The 20,571-nt window shown below is 62.4% G+C and carries 20 protein-coding genes; 12 read left to right on the top strand and 8 right to left on the bottom strand.

What is annotated here, in order from left to right:
* Positions 1-81: 81 nt before the first annotated feature.
* The 4 genes from AAGW05_RS13440 to AAGW05_RS13425 all read right to left on the bottom strand — a co-directional run bounded on the left by AAGW05_RS13440 (position 82) and on the right by AAGW05_RS13425 (position 3,803).
* A complete protein-coding gene (locus tag AAGW05_RS13440; protein ID WP_411805056.1) occupies positions 82-675 on the bottom strand; it encodes a TetR/AcrR family transcriptional regulator in 594 nt (197 codons plus the stop codon).
* Positions 676-806: 131 nt separating this feature from the next.
* Positions 807-1,796, bottom strand: a complete 990-nt coding sequence (locus AAGW05_RS13435) for a DMT family transporter (protein ID WP_411805055.1) — start codon at positions 1,794-1,796, stop codon at positions 807-809.
* 82 nt (positions 1,797-1,878) lie between these two features.
* Entirely contained in the window at positions 1,879-3,090 is a 1,212-nt protein-coding gene (locus AAGW05_RS13430) for a Glu/Leu/Phe/Val dehydrogenase dimerization domain-containing protein (protein ID WP_411805054.1), read from the bottom strand.
* An 80-nt stretch (positions 3,091-3,170) separates the two neighbouring features.
* A complete protein-coding gene (locus AAGW05_RS13425; protein ID WP_411805052.1) occupies positions 3,171-3,803 on the bottom strand; it encodes a TetR/AcrR family transcriptional regulator in 633 nt (210 codons plus the stop codon).
* 171 nt (positions 3,804-3,974) lie between these two features.
* Between AAGW05_RS13425 and AAGW05_RS13420 the strand changes: the two genes are divergently transcribed.
* The 3 genes from AAGW05_RS13420 to AAGW05_RS13410 are packed head-to-tail and all read left to right on the top strand — an operon-like array spanning position 3,975 to position 6,719.
* Complete coding sequence (locus tag AAGW05_RS13420; RefSeq protein ID WP_411805051.1) at positions 3,975-4,853, top strand: ABC transporter substrate-binding protein; 879 nt, start codon at positions 3,975-3,977, stop codon at positions 4,851-4,853.
* Positions 4,850-5,968 (top strand): amino acid ABC transporter permease, encoded by a 1,119-nt coding sequence (locus AAGW05_RS13415; protein ID WP_411805050.1) that lies wholly within the window; start codon positions 4,850-4,852, stop codon positions 5,966-5,968. The genes AAGW05_RS13420 and AAGW05_RS13415 overlap by 4 nt, the downstream gene beginning before the upstream one ends.
* A 7-nt stretch (positions 5,969-5,975) precedes the next feature.
* Positions 5,976-6,719 (top strand): amino acid ABC transporter ATP-binding protein, encoded by a 744-nt coding sequence (locus AAGW05_RS13410; RefSeq protein WP_411805049.1) that lies wholly within the window; start codon positions 5,976-5,978, stop codon positions 6,717-6,719.
* Positions 6,720-6,750: 31 nt separating this feature from the next.
* Here the strand turns inward: AAGW05_RS13410 and AAGW05_RS13405 are convergent, their stop codons facing one another.
* Positions 6,751-7,521, bottom strand: a complete 771-nt coding sequence (locus tag AAGW05_RS13405; RefSeq protein WP_411805048.1) for an enoyl-CoA hydratase/isomerase family protein — start codon at positions 7,519-7,521, stop codon at positions 6,751-6,753.
* Positions 7,522-7,740: 219 nt separating this feature from the next.
* On the opposite strand from AAGW05_RS13405, the gene AAGW05_RS13400 reads away from it, so the two are divergent.
* From AAGW05_RS13400 to AAGW05_RS13385, 4 genes are all read left to right on the top strand, one after another.
* Entirely contained in the window at positions 7,741-9,168 is a 1,428-nt protein-coding gene (locus AAGW05_RS13400; protein WP_411805047.1) for a dicarboxylate/amino acid:cation symporter, read from the top strand.
* A 181-nt stretch (positions 9,169-9,349) separates the two neighbouring features.
* The gene (locus AAGW05_RS13395; protein WP_411805045.1) at positions 9,350-9,991 is read left to right on the top strand and encodes a TetR/AcrR family transcriptional regulator; all 642 of its coding nucleotides are present in this window, start codon (positions 9,350-9,352) and stop codon (positions 9,989-9,991) included.
* Positions 9,992-10,043: 52 nt separating this feature from the next.
* Entirely contained in the window at positions 10,044-12,698 is a 2,655-nt protein-coding gene (locus AAGW05_RS13390) for an MMPL family transporter (RefSeq protein WP_411805044.1), read from the top strand.
* Positions 12,699-12,928: 230 nt separating this feature from the next.
* Entirely contained in the window at positions 12,929-13,384 is a 456-nt protein-coding gene (locus AAGW05_RS13385; protein WP_411805043.1) for an HD domain-containing protein, read from the top strand.
* 74 nt (positions 13,385-13,458) lie between these two features.
* Here the strand turns inward: AAGW05_RS13385 and AAGW05_RS13380 are convergent, their stop codons facing one another.
* Entirely contained in the window at positions 13,459-14,010 is a 552-nt protein-coding gene (locus tag AAGW05_RS13380; protein WP_411805042.1) for a TetR/AcrR family transcriptional regulator, read from the bottom strand.
* Entirely contained in the window at positions 14,007-16,082 is a 2,076-nt protein-coding gene (locus AAGW05_RS13375) for an MFS transporter (RefSeq protein ID WP_411805041.1), read from the bottom strand. The genes AAGW05_RS13380 and AAGW05_RS13375 overlap by 4 nt, the downstream gene beginning before the upstream one ends.
* A gap of 252 nt (positions 16,083-16,334) precedes the next feature.
* Between AAGW05_RS13375 and AAGW05_RS13370 the strand changes: the two genes are divergently transcribed.
* From AAGW05_RS13370 to AAGW05_RS13355, 4 genes are all read left to right on the top strand, one after another.
* Positions 16,335-16,955, top strand: coding sequence for a Maf family protein (locus tag AAGW05_RS13370; RefSeq protein WP_411805040.1), 621 nt, complete (start codon positions 16,335-16,337; stop codon positions 16,953-16,955).
* 114 nt (positions 16,956-17,069) lie between these two features.
* Positions 17,070-17,438: a hypothetical protein gene (locus AAGW05_RS13365; RefSeq protein ID WP_411805038.1), complete on the top strand. Its 369-nt coding sequence runs from the start codon at positions 17,070-17,072 to the stop codon at positions 17,436-17,438.
* Complete coding sequence (locus AAGW05_RS13360) at positions 17,435-17,587, top strand: hypothetical protein (RefSeq protein WP_411805037.1); 153 nt, start codon at positions 17,435-17,437, stop codon at positions 17,585-17,587. The genes AAGW05_RS13365 and AAGW05_RS13360 overlap by 4 nt, the downstream gene beginning before the upstream one ends.
* Before the next feature lie 191 nt (positions 17,588-17,778).
* Positions 17,779-19,578 (top strand): acetyl/propionyl/methylcrotonyl-CoA carboxylase subunit alpha, encoded by a 1,800-nt coding sequence (locus AAGW05_RS13355; RefSeq protein ID WP_411805036.1) that lies wholly within the window; start codon positions 17,779-17,781, stop codon positions 19,576-19,578.
* Here AAGW05_RS13355 and AAGW05_RS13350 read toward each other — a convergent pair.
* Positions 19,575-19,772 (bottom strand): LuxR C-terminal-related transcriptional regulator, encoded by a 198-nt coding sequence (locus tag AAGW05_RS13350; RefSeq protein WP_411805034.1) that lies wholly within the window; start codon positions 19,770-19,772, stop codon positions 19,575-19,577. The two genes, AAGW05_RS13355 and AAGW05_RS13350, sit on opposite strands and share 4 nt — an antisense overlap.
* 240 nt (positions 19,773-20,012) lie before the next feature.
* Between AAGW05_RS13350 and AAGW05_RS13345 the strand changes: the two genes are divergently transcribed.
* On the top strand, positions 20,013-20,546 hold the full coding sequence (locus AAGW05_RS13345) for a hypothetical protein (RefSeq protein WP_411805033.1): 534 nt from the start codon (positions 20,013-20,015) through the stop codon (positions 20,544-20,546).
* The last annotated feature ends 25 nt before the right edge of the window (positions 20,547-20,571 follow it).

Here is a 20,571-nt window from a genome sequence, read left to right as displayed (position 1 = left end):
CCCGGAACCAGAATTCTCAGAGCCCGAAATTTTCAAGGAGCGCCTGAGGAACTGCTGTCCAGCGGACTGACCTCCAGGAACTTACGGCACAAGGAAGTTGTCGATGAATGAGGTGCAGGTCTCCTGCATGCGTTGCACGGTCATGTGGGTGGCCCCGATCAAGACTTGGATTGCCAATCCGTCCAGCATGGCCACGTACACGTCGGCAAACGCCACAACGTCGGAAATGTTGAGCAGGCCTTCGTCGCGGGCAGCGGTGGCCGCTTCCAAAACGGCGTTGCGCCAGTCCCCGTAGTAAACGTCATTCAAAGCCGCCAGGGGACGATCGCGCAGCGCTGACACCCACAATTCCAGCCAGACCCGCCATGCTTGGATAGTGCTCTCTGAACTTGGCAGGTACCCTCTGGCCAGCTTGCGCAGCCGGAGCACAGGGTCATCATCGTCTTGGAAATAATATTCCCGCCGACCTACCGATTGTTCATATTGGAAGCGGAAAGCCTCGACCAGAAGTTCATCTTTGGAGTCGAAGTAATAATGCACAGTACCGGTGCTGTATCCAGCAATCTTTGCCACATCCGCAATCCGTAGATCACGGAAGCCCCGTTCAGAGATCACCAGGCAGGTTGCCTTCAGTATTTCGTGGCGCCGTTCAGCAACCGCACTTGGACGGGGCATGACGTGATTCCTCTCCTGAAAGGTGATTCGTGCCTTGACTCTAACCCGGGGCAGCGTTTTTTCGGCACCCGGCGTGTCACTGGATACCGTGAACCCTTGGCAGGTGCCAGCCAACGTCCGCACCCTGTGGTTCAGAAAACGTCAACCGGTTCCGGCACGTTGGGATTTTTCCTGGATTGACAAACCGCCATGACCGGAAGGCCCAGCACGGCCACAACAATGGCTACCATGCCAAGAATTTGTACCGGAAGCAGCCGTTCGCTCAGGGCGAGAACTCCAATGAGGGCTGCGATGGCCGGCTGCGACGTGTCTGTCAACGAGGTGAATGTTGCCCCCAGACGTTTCAGCCCCGCATAGTAGGCGGCCAGACCGATGGGTACGATGACCACGCCGTGGAGAGCCAAATACCCGGCGCCTACCACCGTCTGGGGAAATTCAAGCTGCCCTGTCACGAGCGCGGCAACAACACTGGAACTGCCGGCGCCGAGCAGGACCAGGCTGGCTGCCGCCAGAGGTGGAGTGTCCCCCACAACGGTCCCTGCTGAAAAGACGTACAAGGCATATCCCACCGCAGTCACTGCAGCCAAAACCAGTCCGGCAGCAGAGCCTGTACCCACGGGGTTGGCGAGAACTATAGTGCCCACGCCACACAGCCCAAGGACCAGCAGCCCAATTTCTGCACCTTGGGGAACCTTGCGCGCCTGCAGCGCGACCAAGATGGCCACCAGGGCCGGATACACATACACCACTGCCACAGTAATGGAAGTATCAAGCCGTCCCAATGCGGCGAAATAGGCCCACATCTGCGGTCCAAAAAGGAACGCACCCACGAGAATCAGCCGCCAGGCATTTCCCCACGGGGCCGCCTTTTCCCGCACCAGACGGGCCACGAGCCACAACACGGCCGCGGCGATCAAACATCTGAACACCACCAGTGAAAGCCCGTTGATTTGTGCCGTGTAGGCCAGACGGACAAACGCCGGAGTGCTGCCAAAAGCCAGTGCTGAAAGCAGCACAAACCCTACGCCAATGGTGACCGTGAACGGCTTCGAGCGCACCTTCCGGGCGTATCCGTGGGACTGACTCTCAGGCTTCTTTGCCTGCACTTCGAATGCTTCCACCAAGGTCCAATCACACGCATATTATCCAAACTTGTCTTCTTACCGCCGTCGACTGCGCCCTGGCGATCCCGAAGGGATGCTATCAGGGCTGCGGGTACGCTGCATCAATGGCCCGCAGCTGGTCAGAAGTAAAAGCCAGGGCAGCCTTGCGCAAGGTGATCCCTTCCTTCCGGGAGCGGTTGAACATGTCGGTGACGATTCGCCGCATTTCGGTCCGGATCTTGTCCTCGGACTGCGCGGCGTCGGAGTCGATGTCTCCAAAGAGCATCCACCACCACCACGCGTTGGTGCCCGAGTTGGAGACGAAGTCCGGCACCACCTGGATTCCCCGCGCCGTCAGCAGTTCTTCGGCTTCCTTGAGCACGGGCATGTTGGCAGCTTCCACGATGAGCTGCGCCGCCACCTCATGTTGGTTCTCGGTGGTGATGCAGTAGGAAATGGCGGCCGGAACCAAAACGTCTGTTTCAATGGCAAGCCACTGCTCCCGCGGCAGCTGCAAGTCGTCGGGCTGCAGGCGCGATCGGTCAATTTCCCCGAAGGAATCACGTGATTGCAGCATTGTTTCAACATCTAGCCCGTTTTGGTTGACGATGACGCCGTTGGCATCGGCAATCCCCACCACCAGCATTCCGGCCCGGGCCAGGTAGCGGGCTGTTGCCCCGCCCATTGACCCAAATCCCTGCACCACCACCTTGGATCCAGCGTGCGGGCGTCCCAGTTCATCCAGTGCCGTCAAAACGGATTCGGCAACCCCCAGGCCGCCGACCAATTCATCCAGTCCAATCCCATCCACGTCAATGGTGAAGGCCTTATCCAGCCGGGCAATCGCTTCCTTGCGATTTTCCAGCAACGGGTAAACCGCCTGGACGGAGCTGCCCATGTCCAATTCTGCCAGCACCTCATCTATCAGCTTTTGCTGCAACCCCAGGTCCTCGCCCATGGTCCAGTGCTCCTTGAGCAGCGCACTGATGGCTTGCAGATAGCGTTTGAGGACGCCGCGCTTATTGGGATCGTGCGGATCGCAATCGATCCCGCCCTTGGCACCGCCTAGAGGGACGTAGTGGCTGTTGGGGCGGTAGTGGAGACTTTCCTTGAGCGTCATGCCCCGGGCGAGTCCTCGAACCTCTTCCAAGGTGCAGCCCTTCCGCATGCGGAGCCCTCCGCTGCAGACCCCCCTGACCAGCCTGTCGATGACCAAAAATCCTTTGCACCCGGTAACAGGATCCGTCCAGGTCACTTCCAACAATGATGGCAATACGGCGACCTGCGTTTTCTCTTCGACAGCAACCAGCATGAGACGACTCCTAGCACTCTTGGGAATTTTTACTGAATGACTATTCAGTCTGTTGCCCGCCCAGAGAGTTGTCAAGGTTTTTATTCGCCAGCCACTTCCACGCTCATTTCGGAAGCCAGCCAGTCCTCCTGAACACCCAACTCCCAGGCAACCTGGCGCAACAACCAGGCCTGCGTATGCGCCCGGTCAATGGCCTCTTTGTGGACAAGCATGCGGACTGCCAGGCCATCGAGTAGCGACGTCAACCGGGTGGCTGCAGCGTATGAACTCTCGGTCGTAAAGGTCCCCGCAGCCACGCCGTCGTCGATAATTCCCGAAATGGCCCGCGTCCATTGGCCTTGCAGGTCAGCCAGTACATGGGCCAATGAAGCATCACGCATCGACGCCGACCACGCGTCAACCCAGATTTTCCACCCCCTCGCTTGGCCCGTGGGGGCATACCATTGCAGTGCGGCCATGAGCAGCCTGGCCGGCGAAAAGGACCCCCTCATAATTCTGGCCAGCTTTAGCAGATCCCTTTCAGCGGCATATGTCAGGGCCTCCACCATGAGTTTTTCCTTGGTTTCAAAGTGGTACATGATCAGCGCCGGGCTGACGTTCATGCCTGCGGCCACATCTGCTATCCGAACGGTCGCCATGCCCTTCTCCCGGATTTGCCGAACCGTTTCTCCGAGCACCTCGACGCGTCGAGCCTGCGCATTCATCCTTGTCATACTCGAACTCTATAGCCCCAGCAGCCACCCTCGAAGCATTGTCCGCAGCATTGAAAAAACCTTCCGGCAACCGTTGACAAGTGCTGTCATGCACGGCACAGTCTAACTATTACCTGTACGGCCAGTCAGTATGAGTGGCCTGCTTCCACAATTGAATGGTGAGGCAATCCGATGGTTCGAGAACGATTTGGCACCCTGCTGGTGATGGCAGCTGCCACTAGCTTGGCTTTGACGGCCTGCGGGGGTGGGGCGCCCGCCGCGTCCGGCGGAGGAAAAGCGGCCTTTGGTGAATGCCAGCTATATGGTGCCGCGGGTTCCATTTCGCTCACGCCGGTCACCCCGGACACCCTCACGGTCCAAACGAACCTGCCTTCTCCCGGGTGGTGGAAGGGGATCTCGCCGGAGAAGATTGTTGGCGGTTTTGAGTACTGCCTGGCGGCGAACATTGCCCACCGCGCCGGGCTGAGCAAACTTCAGGTGGTCAATGCTTCCTTTGATGCCCTCGTTGCCGGGCAGACCAAGGGCTTCGACATCGCCATGGCGCAGGTGTCCGTCACCCCGGAGCGGGAAAAGGTGGTTCAGTTCTCCAAACCATATTTTGATTCCAACGTTGCTGTCCTTGCCAAGAAGGGCTCCGGGGTCACGGCTGCCAACATCGCTGAGAAGAAAATCGGTGTAGCCCTGGGCACCACCGCCGTTTCCTTTGCGCAGGAGAAAATCAGGCCGGCCACACCGGCCCGCGTGTTCCAGGAAACTGATGCAATGGTCACGGGCGTGGCATCCGGGCAGGTTGATGCCGCCATCCAGGACACGGCCATCATGTTGGGTTTTGCCAGCGGCTCGGGAGGGGCATTGGAGGTGATTGGCCAGTACAAGACCGGTGAACAGTACGGGGCTATCTATCCCAAGGGTTCCGCGAATGCCGCAGCCATGGATAAGGCCATTGACGCCATGTCCACGGACGGGACGCTTGGAAAACTGTCCGCTGACTGGCTTGGGCCCACGCTGGGCGGGGATCCGGCCACGATTCCGGTGTTCCCGGCGCCATGACAAACCTTCTACCCACCAAGAATGGGAACACCCTGCATGGCCGTGGCATGCTGGCGCCGCCGCCTGCTGTGACTCCTTTCACCATCTCTGCCGTTGGAGTTGTTGCCATCACTGCGGTGGTCTCCTTCTACTCCTTGACGTGGTTTTACGCCTACGCGTTTCCGCAATCAGCCAATGGGATCGTCACGACTCTGTTCGTCCTCGCCTGGTTGTCCGCCCTGACGCCGGCGGTCCCGGCTGTCCAGGCCTTCGGGCGGGCCCGGAGGGCAGCTGCCCTGATGCGTACTCAGGATGTGGTCGGGGCCAGGCATCACGCGGCGCTTGGCCGCGAGGCTGCGCTCACCAGCTTGGGTTATTCGGCAGCCGTCCTGGTTCTCGCAGCACTCGTTGCTTTTGTCAGCACCAACAACGGGGCCATAGCCAGCACCTTCCTGCGCCCGAGCTTCATCGCCCAGGCCTGGTCGGATGTGGTCTCGGCATTCTGGGTGAACGTGCAGGTGGCCATCGGCGCCGAAATTCTGGTCTTGGTCCTGGGCCTGGCCATTGCCATCATGCGCATGCTTCCCGGGCGTGCCGGGCGCCCGCTGCGGGTCTTGGCCATCCTCTATACCGATATTTTCAGGGCCATCCCCGGCATTATTGTCCTGTACCTTGTAGGGTTTGGCCTGTCCCTTGCCGAGGTTCCAGTCTTTAAGGACCTGCCACCGATCTGGCTGGCCATTTTTGCCCTGACCCTGACGTACAGCGCCTACGTGGCGGAGGTGTACAGGGCCGGCCTTGACTCCATCCACCGCAGCCAGTGGGCGGCAGCCCGATCCTTGGGACTGTCCTATCCGCAGGCACTTCGAACTGTCATCATTCCGCAGGCTGTCCGCCGTGTCATCCCGCCGCTGCTCAATGACTTCATTGGACTCCAGAAGGACACCGCATTGATTGGCGTCATGGGTGTCATTGATGCCTTCACCCAGTCCCGCCTGGTGGGCTCTGCAGTGTTCAACCTTTCACCGGTGACGGTTGTGGCCATCATCTTTGTGCTCGTCACCATCCCGCAGTCCCGCTTTGTGGACCGGATGATCAGTAAAGACCAGGCCCGCCAGCGCTCAGGATCAAACTAGGAAAATCATGCCCTTTCTCCAGATTCGCGACCTACACAAATCCTATGGTTCGCTGGAAATCCTCAAGGGTGTCTCCCTTGAAGTGGCCCAGCACGAGGTGGTGTGCCTCATCGGGGCATCCGGTTCCGGCAAGTCGACACTGTTGCGCTGCATCAACGCACTGGAGCCCATCGATTCGGGACAAATCCTTGTCAATGGCGATCAAGTCACAGGGCTGGGCGTGGACTTGAATACGCTTCGGCGCAACGTTGGGATCGTCTTTCAGTCCTACAACTTGTTTCCCCACATGTCGGTGCTGAAGAATATCACCCTTGCTCCCACCATGGTGGGCGGTGTATCCAAGGAAACCGCAGAACAGCGGGCCATGGAGCTTCTGGGAAAGATCGGTCTAGCCAACAAGGCCGGGTCCTTCCCCGACGCCCTGTCCGGCGGACAGCAGCAGCGAGTGGCCATAGTCCGCGCCATGGCCATGGATCCGCAGGTTCTGCTTCTTGATGAAATCACTGCCGCACTTGACCCGGAGCTGGTAGGCGACGTGTTGGAGATGATCCGTGAATTGGCCGTGGGCGGGTTGACCATGCTGCTGGCCACCCATGAAATGGGATTCGCAAGGGAAGTTGCCTCGCAGGTGTGTTTCCTGCACCAGGGAAAGATCCTTGAACGGGGAACCCCCGAGGAAGTCTTTGAAAATCCGCAGGAGGAACGCACCCAGCAGTTCCTGAGCCGGGTCATCAAGGCCGGGCGGCTCTAAGGACCCGTCCCACACGCATTCAACGCAGTGATTACTTGCCCCGTTGTGCAACAAAGGCAGCAATGCTCTTGTGGGTCTGGGGGTGGGCAATCATTGTGGTGATGGTGGCGGCCTCGTCGGCCAGGTGCGCGGCATAGTCCGAGGCGCGCCTTCCGGCCAGCAGCCGCTTGGTGGGTCCCAGGACCTGTGTGGCGCCCGAGCCCAACTGCTCCCCCAGCTCGGCCGCGCGTTGGATCAGCCCGGTTTCCTCCACTATCTCGCTCACCAGGCCCCACTGAAGTGCCTGCGCAGCACCCACGGTCCCGCCCAGCAGGCTCATCTGGGTGGCCCGCCGGGGACCCACAACCATCGGTAGCAGATAGGAGACTCCGCAATCGGGCGTCAGGCCCACGGCACCATAGGCCGTGAGAAAGCCTGCCCGGGGCGAGGCCAAGACAATGTCGGAGTTCAACACCAGTCCCAGTCCTGCCCCTGCGGCCACGCCCTGGACCACTGCGATGGTCACCAGCCGGGAAGCGGCCAACAGCAGGAGGGCTTCATGCATGGTGGCGGCCAGCTGGCCCAGAAAGCCGGCAGGATCCGCGGCCCCGGCCATCATGGCAACGTCGCCGCCGGCACAAAAATACTTCCCGGCACCTTGGAGGATCAGCACATGGCAGCTGGCGTCTGCCTCGGCCTCTTCAATGGCAGTGATGAACTCTTGGGACATGAGGGTGCTGATGGCGTTGGCTTCGGCCGGGCGGTTCAACGTCAGCCACACCAGGGGCCCGTCCCGCCGCACCAAAATTTGCTTATATGACATGTCCACCCCGAGGTTGGGTCCGCGGACGCCACAAGGGAAGGCCGCTGACAGCGAATGCATCCACACCCAGAACTTAACCGTCCGGACGGTGTATTGCAAGGGCTGGTGATGGCAGGCCCGCCATTCCTCGAGATGTTCGCGTAACAATTGAAATTGCTACGCGTAACAAGGGGAAACACAAATTCTTCGATGCTATCTTTTGGCGCCTACCTTTGATTCATGACTTCCACAGCGACCACTCCCAAAGTGTCGAAGCTGCCCAAATGGGCGGGCTCTTTCGGCGTACAAATCATTGCCGGCCTCATTGCCGGCCTCATCCTGGGCCTGATTGCCCGCCAGCTTGGCGGGGACCCCAAGACCGATCCCAACGGCCTTGTCACCACGCTCGGTGTCATTGGCTCAAGCTACGTGTCCCTGCTCAAGGCGGCCGTGGTGCCGTTGATCTTCACGGCCGTGGTTTCCTCCATCGCCAACCTGCGCCAGGTCACCAACGCCGCACGGTTGGCATGGAACACCCTGCTCTGGTTCGCCATCACCTCCCTGATCGCCGTGAGCATCGGCATCGTCCTGGGTCTGGTGTTCCAGCCGGGCGCTGGCACTGGCACGGCAACACCCAAGGAATACACGGGCAAGTCCGGCGACTGGTGGGCCTTCCTCATTGGCCTGTTCCCCTCGAACTTCCTCGGCTTGAGCGCCACAACGAAGGCTGCCGAGTCGGGCGCCTTGACAACCGCCGTGAACTTCAACGTGTTGCAGATCCTGGTCATTGCCATCGTCGTCGGCATTGCAGCCCTGAAGGTCGGCAAGGCAGCCGACCCGTTCCTGAAGCTCAACGGTTCCGCACTTGCAGTCATCCAGAAGGTGCTGTGGTGGATCATCCGCCTGGCCCCGATCGGCACCGTCGGCCTGATCGGTAACGCTGTTGCCAGCTACGGCTGGACCACGATTGGCTCACTGGGCAAGTTCACCGTTGCCATCTACGTGGGCCTGGCCCTGGTGCTCTTCGTTGTGTACCCCGTGCTGATCAAGACCCACGGCCTGTCCATCAAGCAGTACTTCTCCGGTGTGTGGCCTGCCGTACAGCTGGGCTTCGTTTCCCGCTCATCCATCGGCACCCTGCCCCTGACCCAGCGCGTGACCGAACGCAACCTTGGCGTTCCCCGCGGCTACGCATCCTTCGCCGTACCGCTGGGCGCCACCACCAAGATGGACGGTTGCGCCGCCATCTACCCGGCAGTTGCAGCCATCTTCGTCGCACAGTTCTTCGGCATCCAGCTGGACCTGGGCCAGTACCTGCTGATCGTGCTCGTCTCGGTCCTGGGATCGGCCGCCACCGCGGGCACCACCGGCGCCGTCGTCATGCTCACGCTGACGCTGTCGACGCTGGGACTGCCGCTGGCCGGCGTCGGACTCCTGCTGGCCATAGACCCGATCCTTGACATGGGCCGCACGGCCGTCAACGTCGCAGGCCAGGCCCTGGTTCCCACGATCGTCTCCAAGCGACAGGGAATCCTCGACGAGGAGCTCTACAACGCAGCCCGCAACGGCAACCCCTTCGCGGACGACGCCGATGACCTCCTGGCCGGACTGAACCCGGCGCAGGACGTCGATGGCATCGACCCGAAGCGCGAACCCGCCAACGCCTAAACCAAGGGGGAACAAACCCCGCACGCTGTGAAAGCTCATACAACGTCCCGTCCCGGGGCGGTCCACGGACCGCATTCGGGGCGGGACTTTGCGTTTCCCGCGGCGAGCTGCCCGTAAGTCACTTCGCCGCCCGCCGCCGCGCGATTTGCACTGCGTGCAAAGTTGCACTTAGTGTAGGTACGTGAGTATTCCAGCATCCCCTCCCGCAGCGCAGCCCTCCCCCACGCAGCCGTCCCGGCGCGAGCTGAACAAGGCCGCCACCCGCGAGGCAATCGCCACCGCAGCCCTTGATTTCCTGCGCAACCAGACCCTGAACACCTTCACTGTCGACGACGTTGCGGCCGCCGCCGGGGTGTCTAGGCGCACCTTCTTCAACTACTTCTCCTCCGTCGAGGCAGCAGTTGCCAGCTTCACGCAGAATTACCTGGACCAGGTCATCGTGGAACTTGTTGGCCGCCCCGTCGACGAGCCGCTGCTTGAATCGGCCCAAATCGCCCTCACGGCCGTGGGCAGCCCCCGCGATCTGGCGATCCTGGCCGAAACCTTCGCCCTGACGCAGGACCCCCAGCTCGGCCGCTTCCAGCTTCAGGCCTGGGAGGAATGCAGCCTCAAGATCACAGACGTCGCCCGGCAAAGACTCCCGGAAGGCACCGACGAACTGTACCTGTACGCCCTGGTTGGCGCCGTCGTCGGAAGTTGCCGTGCGGCATTCCAAGTCTGGTTTCAGACCCATGGAACCACCATCACCCCGGAGTCGTTGGCTCAATTGCGTGCCAATCTGCAGCGCACCATCTCGCACATCCGCAACGGTTTCAACAACTAATTTTTTTACTGCCTGCGCCCCCCCGCAGGCTTCCTTAGAGAACGGAATGATCATGGCCCTCTGGCTTTATCGACTGGGACGGTTTTCCGCCCGCCGCGCATGGCTGGTGATTGCCGCCTGGGCAGTCATCGTGGGCCTGGTGGGCGGTGCCGCGGCATTGTTCATGGGGCCCATGTCCAACAACTTCCAGATTCCCGGAACCGAAACGCAGCAGATGGCCGACAAGCTCCAGGGCGCTTTGCCCGAGGCGTCGGGCGGCACCGGCTCGGTGGTGTTCACCAGCACCGACGGCAAAGCATTCACCGCCGCCCAGGAAAAGGCAATCACGACCGCGCTGAAGACTGTGACAACAGTTCCCACCGTCAAGGGCGTCATCGACCCGTTCCTGACAACAGCCGCCAAGGAAGCCGGCGCAGCCAAGCTGGCCGACGGTGCAAAGCAGCTCGCAGCAGGCCAGGCGCAGGCCGCGGCTGAAAAGCCAAAGCTTGATGCTGCCGCCAGCCAACTTGCAGCGGCGAAGACGCAGCTCGACGCCGGCCAAAAGCAGCTTGACACCCAAAAGGCACAAGTCGCCGCGCTGCCGGCAGGTTCCCCGCAGGCCGAAGCGGCGGCGGCCCAACTCGCGCCGGCGCAGGCGCAACTGGATGCCTCCAAGGCCCAGTGGCAGGCGGGCCAGGACCAGTACGGGGCCGGGCTGGCCAAGTACAACGAAGGACTTGCCACCCTGGCAGCCACGAACGGTGAGCTGCAGGCCGGCCAGCGCACCGCGGAGGCGGCGGCACCCATCCGCTTTGTTTCAGAAAACAATCAGGCCGCGATTGGCCAGATCCAGTTCACCGAGTCGATCAACGCCGTGACCCCGGCGAACCGACAGCTGGTCCAGGACAAGTTGAACACCCTCCAATCCAGTGGCGTGAGCGTTGACTACAGCAAGGAAATCGTCGAGGACGTCTCCCAGCTGTTCGGCATCTCGGAGGTGCTGGGCATTGCCGTTGCGGCCGCCGTGCTGCTGATCATGCTGGGCACCTTTGTTGCCGCCGGCCTGCCGTTGCTCATGGCAGTTGTTGGCGTTGGCATCGGCGTGGGTGGCACCATGGCGCTGACAACCGTCATTGAAATGTCCTCCATCTCCCCCATGCTCGCGTTGATGTTGGGCCTTGCTGTGGGAATCGACTACTCCCTGTTCATCGTCAACCGGCACCGCCAGCAGCTCCTGGCGGGCATGGCAATGCGTGAATCCATCGCCAAGGCCACAGGCACCTCCGGAAACGCTGTGACCTTTGCCGGACTGACGGTTGTCATTGCCCTGGCGGCACTCTCGGTCACCGGTCTGCCGTTCCTTGCCATCCTCGGCCTGGCCGCCGCGGCAACCGTTGCGGTCTCGGTACTGATCGCCTTGACGCTGACACCTGCCCTGCTGTCCCTGTTCGGCACCAAGATCATCTCCAAGAGGGCGTGGGGCAAAAACGAGGCCGCGACCGCCAAGCACAATGTGGCGCTTGTTGGCCTGAACGACGCCGAAAAGGCCGCCGCCGACGGCGCAGCCGACATCGCCCAAAGCGCCCGCGGCTGGGGCGGACTCGTCACCAGGCACCCTGTTGTATCGCTCGTCACCGCCGTTGTTGCTCTGGCCGTCATTGCCATCCCGGCCGCAGGTCTGCGCCTTGCACTGCCCGACGGCGGATCCGAACCCGTCGGCTCAAGTGCCTACAACGCCTACTCCATTACGGGCAAGGACTTCGGCGAGGGCATGAACGGGCCCATCATCGTCGTCGGATCACTGCCAGCAGGCCTTGATGCAAGCAGCGCCGCTGTCCTGAACCTTGACGTGGCCGACCAGCTGCGCTCAGTCACCAACGTCAAGGCCGCCCTGCCGGTCGCGCTCAGCAAGGATCTGCGCACCGCCGTCTACCAGGTCATACCCACCGAGGGTCCAGCCAGCGAAAGCACCGTCCAGGTGGTCCATGACCTGCGGGCCGAAGGCGCCACCATCAAAGCAGACCACGGAGTCAGCATTGGCCTGACGGGCCAGACGGCGGCGAACGTCGACGTCTCGGAGAAGCTGGGGGCGGCGCTTCCGCCCTACCTGGCCATCGTCGTCGGACTTTCCTTGATCCTGCTGATCCTCGTGTTCCGCTCCATCCTGGTTCCCCTGCTGGCAACCGCCGGCTTCCTGCTCTCCCTCGTCGCTGCGTTTGGCGGCGTGGTGGCCGTGTACCAGTGGGGTTGGCTCGGCGGGATCTTCGACGTCGCAAACCCTGCGGCCGTGCTCAGCTTCCTGCCCATCATCCTGATCGGCGTGCTGTTCGGCCTGGCCATGGATTACCAGGTGTTCATCGCATCGGGCATGCGTGAGGCCTACGCCCACGGGCAGGACGCGAAGCAGGCGGTGCGGACAGGCTTCAAGCATGCAGCACCCGTTGTCACGGCGGCCGCGATCATCATGATCAGCGTGTTCTCCGGCTTCATCTTCAGCCACCTGACAATGGTCCGCCCGCTCGGCTTTGCCCTGGCGTTCGGCGTGCTGATCGACGCGTTCGTGGTGCGCATGACCATTGTTCCTGCGGCCATGCACCTGCTGGGCAAGTCCGCCTGGTGGATTCCGAAGTGGCTGGATAAGATCCTGCCCGACGTGGACGTTGAGGGCGCAAAGCTTGCGGGCATGGAAGTTCCCGAAGCGGAGCTGGTGGCGGAACCGGCCATGTAGCGCCCCAGCCGCCCCGCTTCCCACCGCTCCCCACCGATCCCCACCGCGAACGTACAGTAGGTGCCAATGTTCAAGACGAACATTGGCACCTACTGTACGTTCGGCGCAACTACCCGCTGGCGGCGATGAACACGGCAGGCTGCTGTGGCTTGAAGGCTAGGGAATCCAGATGGTGCGTCATTAAGCGGCGAGGTATTGCTTCGCAGGGACGCAACCAGCAGACTGGCCTCATGGGGAACAATCGAGATTTGATTGCGCTGGCTTGCGACGTTGCAGCTGCCGCGCACGCCGGGCAGGTTGACAAGGTCGGGGCCAGTTACATTGAGCATCCTGCACGGGTGGCGGCCAATGTCAGGCTGCTGTTTCCCCACGCACCCGATGCCGCGGTGGCGGTCGCGTGGCTCCATGACGTCGTCGAGGACACGGAGATCGGCTTCTCGGACCTGCGTGCCCTGGGATTCTCCCTTGATGTGATGGAGGGGGTCGATGCCATGACGAAGCGGAACGGCGAGCGCATGGAGGACTACTTTGCCCGTGTGCGTGCGAATCCGTTGGCGCGCATGGTGAAGGCAGCTGACCTGTTGGACAATACCGATCCCGTGCGGGTTGCCCGGCTGGACCCGGCGACGGCCGACCGTTTACGGTTCAAGTACGCTAGGGCCGCTGAGCTGCTCGCGCGGCTCTGACACCACCGAAGCACACTCCCGCAGGGCAAACGGTTCCTACTCCGATCCAGCCCTTTGCAGACCCGGCGGGCGGGTCAGGTGCCTGCGGGTCCGTCAATGATGGCCTGGACAATCGCCCCGTACTGCGCGATGAGTTCCTCGTCCGCCATTTCCTTTGATTCCAGCAGACCCAGCACCCGTGTTCCCGCACCCAGACCCATCACGGCACAGACCAGCATTTGCGCCTTTCGGCGGGAGGGTGAGGTGTCCCCGATCTGCTCTGCCATCCACTTCACATAGCGCTCACGCAAATCTGCATGGGCCCCGTCTTGATCGGGTGCGTCCTTGACCAGCATTGCCACCATTGACCAGGGCTCCGCCTCCCCTTTCCGGCGCCGCACCACAATTCTGCGCACCAGCGCGAACCCCAAGGCTTCACCCTCATCGCCCACCAGGTCAGTACGGGGAACATCCGGTGCGGCGGCCGCGTAGAGCTTGGCCTTGTTTCCCATCACCTTCATCACCATGGCCGGGGAATAGCCTGCACGCGCCGCCACGTCCTTGATGGTCACGGAGTTGTAGCCGTGCTCGCCAAACAGGTGCCGGGCGGCCTCCACGATCGCCGCGCGGGCACCGGGCTTGCTCACAGCACACCCACCGGGGTGTTGGCTGCACGCTCGGGGCGTGCTGCAAGGTGGAAGTCGGCCACAGCCGAATGCACGGTGACAGCCAGCTGGATTGACTGCGCGGTGCTGCCGGCCGGGTCAAGGCAGGTCGAAATGTATCGCCCTGCGGGAGGGAGGGGAACTTCGTAGCTGCCCTCGGCGGTGGTGAAGGTGGAGACAAGGAATTCCCCGGTGGATTTCGTCAGTGTCACCAGTGCGCCTTCCAGTGGCTGGCCGTCCTTGTGCACAACCCCGGAGAGGGTGAGCCGGCGAGCGAGTCGGATCTGCTCGGATGAGGAGGAGTCGGCAAAGTCAAGGACCCGGGAGCTGGGCGCCCAGCCCTCGGCGCTGGCAACCACAAGGTAGCGTCCGGGTTCGGGCAGGACCAGGGAGTAACGTCCGTCATTGTTGGCGCGGCTCCAGTCAGCAGGCTCACCATTGGTGTACAGGGCGTTCACCACTGCCTGGCGGATGGGGCGGCCATCGGCGTCGAGCACTGTTCCACCAACCACAATCTCCGCCTCGGAACCGGGCCGGTCCTGGGCGACTGCACCGGCAGCCGGCACAGTGCTGAGCACGCCCGTGCTTGTACCCGCCGTGACACCGGCCGTAGACCCGGGGGCCGTCTGGAACCTGGGAATGAACACGGCGATGCCGATCGACAGCAGTGCCGCGATGGCTGCGTACCAAAAAATTTCCTTGAAGGCGTCCACCGTCGGCAGCGACACTGGCCCAACCTTGACTACCACGGAGGTGAGCACAACACCAACGACGGCGGACATGGTTGAGGTACCCACTGCCCGCAGCAGTGAATTGAGCCCATTGGCGGAGGCCGTTTCCGTGATCGGCACTGAGCGCATGATCAGGGTCGGCATGGCTGCGTAGGCAATGGCGGTGCCCATGCTCACTGCTGTGGCGCCCAGGATCACCATCCAGACCTCACCGGTGAGGAATACTCGGGATACGTAAGCCAGTGCCAACACCAGCGAGCCCACGATCAAGGTGATCTTGGCGCCGTATTTCTTCGTGATCATCGCAGAGACGGGCGCCAGCGCCACCATGGCCAGCCCGGAGGGGATCATGCAGAGCCCGGCCACCACCACGCTGAGCCCGAATCCGAAACCGGCCACTTCGGGCAGTTGCAGCTGCTGGGTGGTGCTGAGCATGTTCGCGTACATGGAAAAGCCAACCAGGATGGAGGCGATGTTGGTCAGCAGCACGGGGCGCCGGGCCGAGGTCCGCAGGTCCACCATGGGCTGACTGACACGCAGTTCGTAAGGGAACCAGACCGCCAGGAACACCACGGTGCCGATGAACAACAAGATCACCGGCTCACTCTTCCAACCCCAGTCCGCGCCCTTGGAAATGGCCAGCAGCAAGGAGGTCAGGGCTGCGGTTAGCAAAATGGCCCCGACAAAGTCGAACTTGCCCTTGGTGCGAACCGATGATTCCGGGACAACCAGCACAACGGCCACGATGAGCAGCACACCGATCCCGGCGGAAATCCAGAAGATGGCCTGCCACCCCATGGACTCGTAAATCAGGCCGGAAAGCGGAAGCCCCAAGGCGCTGCCAATACCTAGCGTGGCGCTCATGAGTGCAACGGCGGAGGCAACTTTTTCACGGGGCAGCTCATCGCGCATGATGCTGATACCCACCGGGATCAGCGAGGCCGCCAGGCCTTGGAATGCCCGGCCAACCAACAGCATCGTAAAGGTGCCGCCCACGGCGGCGATAAGTGAACCGATGACCATCATGACCATGGCCACCACCATCATGCGGCGCTTGCCGAACATGTCCGCCAGCCGGGAAACGATGGGCGTCGCCACTGCGCTGGTGAGCAGCGTGATGGTCACCAGCCAGGAGGTGTTATCCGCCGAGGTGCCAAGGATCTTCGGGAAGTCCGGCAGCAGCGGAACCACCATGGTTTGCTGCAGTGCCACGACGGTGCCAGCCAGGCACAGGATCGTAATCACCAAGGAGGTGCGCTTTGGTGCGGCGGCCTTGCGCCCTGGGCGGGCGGGGGCGGTTGGGGTGGCCAGGTGGGAGGGCACGGTATTCCTTCACGTGAAATCAAAATGGTGAACGGTCGTTCACCATTTAAGTGAACCACCGTTCACCCCCATCGGTCAAGAATGGCCCATCCCTCAATAGCTGGCCGCTTTGGCCTGGTTTTTCCCCGACTTTTAGGTGAGTACCACTACCTCCGCGACCCGGCCGGCACACGCGGCGTGAGGCATTTCACGCGAATCCGCCCTTCGAAGGCGATCCCTGCCCAGTGCCGTGCGGCCATTAGGCTGGGATATATGAGTTCACCTGCGCCCCTTGTCCTGGCTTCCGCCTCCCCCGCCCGCACCAAGTTGCTGTCCGACGCCGGCATCACCCACATCGTCAAGGTTTCCGAGGTGGACGAGGATGCCCTGGCAGCCGCGGCCGGACCGCTGACGCCCGCAGAAACAGCGCTTCTGTTGGCACGAGCCAAAGCGGAATCCGTCGCCTCGGGCACCCGGGCCGGTGAACTGGTCATCGGCTGCGACTCCATCTTCGAACTGGACGGCACCGCTTATGGCAAGCCATGGGAGCCGTCCGTTGCGAAGGAACGCTGGAGGCTGATGCGCGGGCGCTCCGGAATGCTGCACACCGGCCATTGGCTCATCTCCACATCCGACGCCGGAGCTCGGATTGGGCGCGGTGAGGTCACCAGCGCGGTGGTCACCTTTGAAGACGTCTCCGATGCTGAAATCGACGCTTATGTGGCCACGGGTGAGCCGCTGCAGGTGGCGGGCGCCTTCACCATCGACGGCCTGGCCGGGGCCTTCATCACTGGCATTGAAGGCGATCCGCACACTGTGGTGGGGCTGTCAATTTCCACCTTGCGCCGCCTGTTGGCCGCCGCAGGAGTGTCCATCACCGGGTTGTGGCGCTGAGCCAATCCGTTCTGCGCTGAGTTCAGCCCCGGGCGTTGCGCAGAACACTGTTGTGCGCTGACCCCGGGGTCCACCTCGACGCACGGGAAAGTAGTTTCCGAGGGCATCGGCAGCGTGGCCACCAATGCCCCCGGATGGCCCACTGCCATGGTGTTCATGAGCATGGCGATCTTTGGTTCCCTGCTCATGATCGGACTGCAGATCGCTGCCCACACCGGCTACGGCGTGCCCCTACTGGCAGTGTCAGTGGGCGTCTGGGCGGTCTTCACCTCACTGACATGGACATTCATGCCGCGCACCACTAAGGCTGGCTTCTCCCGGTGCTTTCTCCGATCCTTGTTTTCCTACATGGCTCTCTACGTCATCGCCGTACTGGGCGGCACCCTGGCATTTGCAGACGGGAACATTGCGTACTACGTGAGCAGTGCGCTGGTCCTTGCCGTAACAGGCATTGCCAGCGCATTCAGGGAACTGCGAGCATGAGCACCGAAGCCGAAAACAGCCAGGAGAATACGCCCCAACACCCCCGCCACGAACTCAGCGATGTACTACATCAGCCCGGGCGGTTCTCCATTGCCGCGACCCTGTACAGGACCGAAACCATGGACTTCAGGACCTGCGCACCTCGGTGAAGCTGACCGGCGTCGGCGAACAGGCATGGGAACACCACCTGGCCACGCTGCGTCTCATTGCCGGGCAGTAACCAAAGCAAATCTTGTAGGAACCCAACAAAAGAACCGGCACTCACACGCATAAAGAGCATCATGTGTGCGGAAGATCGACATATTCGGCTAGGCTCTGCAGAGAATAGAAGGAGTCTGACGTGACTAATCCACAGCCTGCAGGTGCCCACCTGCTGCGCAAAGTCCTGATCGCCAACCGCGGCGAAATTGCCGTCCGCATCATTCGCGCGGCCCGCGACGAAGGCATCCTGTCCGTCGCCGTCTACGCGGAGCCGGACCGGGACGCGCTGCATGTTCGCATGGCCGACGAGGCGTTCGCCCTTGGCGGCGCCACGGCCGCGGACTCCTACCTCGCCATGGACAAGATCCTCGACGCAGCCAAGGCATCGGGTGCCGATTCCGTGCACCCCGGCTACGGCTTCCTGGCCGAAAACGCCGACTTCGCACAGAAGGTCATCGACGCAGGCCTGATCTGGATCGGCCCGCCCCCCGCCGCCATCGCGGCCCTTGGCGACAAGGTCCAGGCCCGCCACATTGCAGAGAAGGTTGGCGCACCGCTGGTTCCCGGCACGAAGAACCCGGTTGAATCCACCCAGGAAGTCCTGGACTTCGCCGATGAATTCGGCTTCCCTCTGGCAATTAAGGCGGCCTACGGCGGCGGCGGACGAGGCATCAAGGTTGTCCGCTCGCGGGAGGAAATCCCCGAACTTTACGAGTCGGCCGTCCGTGAAGCCGTCGCAGCCTTTGGCCGCGGCGAGTGCTTCATCGAGCGTTTCCTGGACTCCCCCCGCCATGTGGAAACGCAGTGCCTCTCGGATGCAGCCGGCAACGTCGTCGTCGTTTCCACCCGAGACTGCTCCCTCCAGCGTCGCAACCAGAAGTTGGTGGAGGAAGCACCCGCCCCGTTCCTGACGGATGAGCAAAACGCCCAGCTTTACGAGGCCTCCAAGGCCATCATGAAGGAAGCCAAGTACATTGGCGCCGGCACCTGCGAATTCCTCGTGGGCACCGACGGCACCATCTCCTTCCTCGAGGTCAACACGCGCCTGCAGGTGGAGCACACCATCTCCGAGGAAGTCACGGGCATCGACCTGGTCCGCGAGCAGTTCAGGATCGCCCGCGGCGAGGAACTGGGTTACTCCGATCCCGAGATCCGCGGTCACTCCTTCGAGTTCCGCATCAATGGCGAGGACGCCGGCCGCGGTTTCATGCCGGCCCCGGGTACAGTGACCAGCCTCGAGCTGCCGTCGGGCCCCGGCGTCCGCGTCGATTCTGGCATCACGGCTGGCGAGGTCATTGGCGGCAACTTCGATTCCATGCTGGCCAAGCTGATCGTCACCGGCGCCACCCGCGAGCAGGCGCTGCAGCGTTCAAGCCGCGCCCTGGCTGAAATGCACATCGGCGGACTGCCCACAGTGCTGCCATTCCACCGCGCAGTGGTCGTGGACCCCGCCTTCGCCCCCACCGACGGCACCCCATTCACTACGCACACGCGCTGGATCGAGACCGAGTTCAACAACACCATCCCGGCGTTTGATCTCAGCACCGCCGGCACGTCCACGGACGACGCCGGCACGCGCCAAAGCGTGACCGTCGAGGTTGGAGGCAAGCGCCTGGAGGTGACGCTCCCGGCGTCGCTTGCGGTCAGCAACGGTTCCTCAGCGGGCACCAAGAAGGCCAAGAAGGCAGGGCGCAACCGCAGCGCCGGCCCCGCTGCCAGCAACGGCAACGCACTGACCTCGCCCATGCAGGGCACCATCGTGAAGGTGGCAGTGGCCGACGGCGACGTTGTGGCCGAGGGCGACCTCATCGTGGTCCTTGAGGCCATGAAGATGGAGCAGCCGCTGACCGCGCACCGCGCAGGCACCATCACGGGCTTGAGCGCAGCCCCGGGGGACACCGTCTCCGCCGGCGCAGTGCTGGCCACGATCGAGGACTAACACAAGAAAAGGTTGCCCGCCGCAGTGGTCTGTGACCACTGCGGCGGGCAACCTTTTCCTGTGCCAAGAACGGCCAGACGGGCCCTATTGCAAACGTTCGGCCGCGTCATGATTCTAGTCAGCTCGGCCTTGACGGTGGCTTCGCTGAGATAAAGGTCGCGGCCGATTTCAGCGTTGGTGTTTCCCAAAGCCACGCGCGACACAAGCTTCTCGTCACGACCATTCAGCCTGGCCCCGCGACGGATTCTTTCCCTGTCCCGCAGCTTTCCTTCAACACGACGTAGTCAAGACCCGCCAGAATAGCCTGAAGACCCTGACGCAGGGGAACGTCCCCACCGACCAGATGCGGTCAAGTCCCGTCCCATTTATGCATCATCACAGACCCCTAATTCAGGGGAAATTAAACGACTGAAGTAACCAGCACCCGCTTCTCAATGTCCGGCCGGGCCAAGAAGATTGCGTGGGTGGTCCTGGCACCGGCAGGGATCGCCGGCGGCACTCCGGCAGGTACGTGTGACACCTCTGACTACACCCTCACCGGAGCCGTGATGACTGTCACCGCTGACGTACCTCTCGGATTCAAGCAGGGCGCATGGGCCGGCGCCACCAACCAGGACGCCTGCAAGGGCGGCAGCTGGGTGCATCGAGGGAAAGGCAGGGACGCGTTGAATCGCTCTGTGTTGTGCGGTCATCGCGACAAGCCGCCGACCACCCGCAGCCTCGGTGCCGGCTCCCTGCTCGCGGCCCTCATGTTGCTGCTTACAGCAGCCAGCAACCCTCCCGCCCCGGATACGCGGGGCTCGAGCCCGTCCACGTTCCAGATCGCGGGCGAGGTCCGGTCCATGCCTGCCGGATCCCCGGCCACGCTGCTGTGCGAAGGCTTTGGCCACGGGTTCTGGTCCTTTTCCGGTCCTTATGGGAGTCTCCGGAGCGCGGCCAGGATCACCAGGGTCAAAACCGTCTCTTGATCGAAGCTTTGGATGATTAGGGGAG

The sequence above is a fragment of the Arthrobacter sp. LAPM80 genome, from assembly GCF_046736435.1.
Lineage (GTDB): Bacteria > Actinomycetota > Actinomycetes > Actinomycetales > Micrococcaceae > Specibacter.
Note: the sequence above shows the minus strand (reverse complement) of the source record. Positions and strands in the feature narration are given on the sequence as shown.

Bases quoted from the DNA above. Each gene is read 5' to 3' on its own strand.
- AAGW05_RS13440 (WP_411805056.1), bottom strand. From the start codon at position 675: ATGCCCCGTCCAAGTGCGGTTGCTGAACGGCGCCACGAAATACTGAAG.
- AAGW05_RS13430 (WP_411805054.1), bottom strand. From the start codon at position 3,090: ATGCTGGTTGCTGTCGAAGAGAAAACGCAGGTCGCCGTATTGCCATCA.
- AAGW05_RS13425 (WP_411805052.1), bottom strand. From the start codon at position 3,803: ATGACAAGGATGAATGCGCAGGCTCGACGCGTCGAGGTGCTCGGAGAA.
- AAGW05_RS13420 (WP_411805051.1), top strand. From the start codon at position 3,975: ATGGTTCGAGAACGATTTGGCACCCTGCTGGTGATGGCAGCTGCCACT.
- AAGW05_RS13415 (WP_411805050.1), top strand. From the start codon at position 4,850: ATGACAAACCTTCTACCCACCAAGAATGGGAACACCCTGCATGGCCGT.
- AAGW05_RS13410 (WP_411805049.1), top strand. From the start codon at position 5,976: ATGCCCTTTCTCCAGATTCGCGACCTACACAAATCCTATGGTTCGCTG.
- AAGW05_RS13405 (WP_411805048.1), bottom strand. From the start codon at position 7,521: ATGTCATATAAGCAAATTTTGGTGCGGCGGGACGGGCCCCTGGTGTGG.
- AAGW05_RS13400 (WP_411805047.1), top strand. From the start codon at position 7,741: ATGACTTCCACAGCGACCACTCCCAAAGTGTCGAAGCTGCCCAAATGG.
- AAGW05_RS13390 (WP_411805044.1), top strand. From the start codon at position 10,044: ATGGCCCTCTGGCTTTATCGACTGGGACGGTTTTCCGCCCGCCGCGCA.
- AAGW05_RS13385 (WP_411805043.1), top strand. From the start codon at position 12,929: ATGGGGAACAATCGAGATTTGATTGCGCTGGCTTGCGACGTTGCAGCT.
- AAGW05_RS13370 (WP_411805040.1), top strand. From the start codon at position 16,335: ATGAGTTCACCTGCGCCCCTTGTCCTGGCTTCCGCCTCCCCCGCCCGC.
- AAGW05_RS13360 (WP_411805037.1), top strand. From the start codon at position 17,435: ATGAGCACCGAAGCCGAAAACAGCCAGGAGAATACGCCCCAACACCCC.
- AAGW05_RS13345 (WP_411805033.1), top strand. From the start codon at position 20,013: ATGTCCGGCCGGGCCAAGAAGATTGCGTGGGTGGTCCTGGCACCGGCA.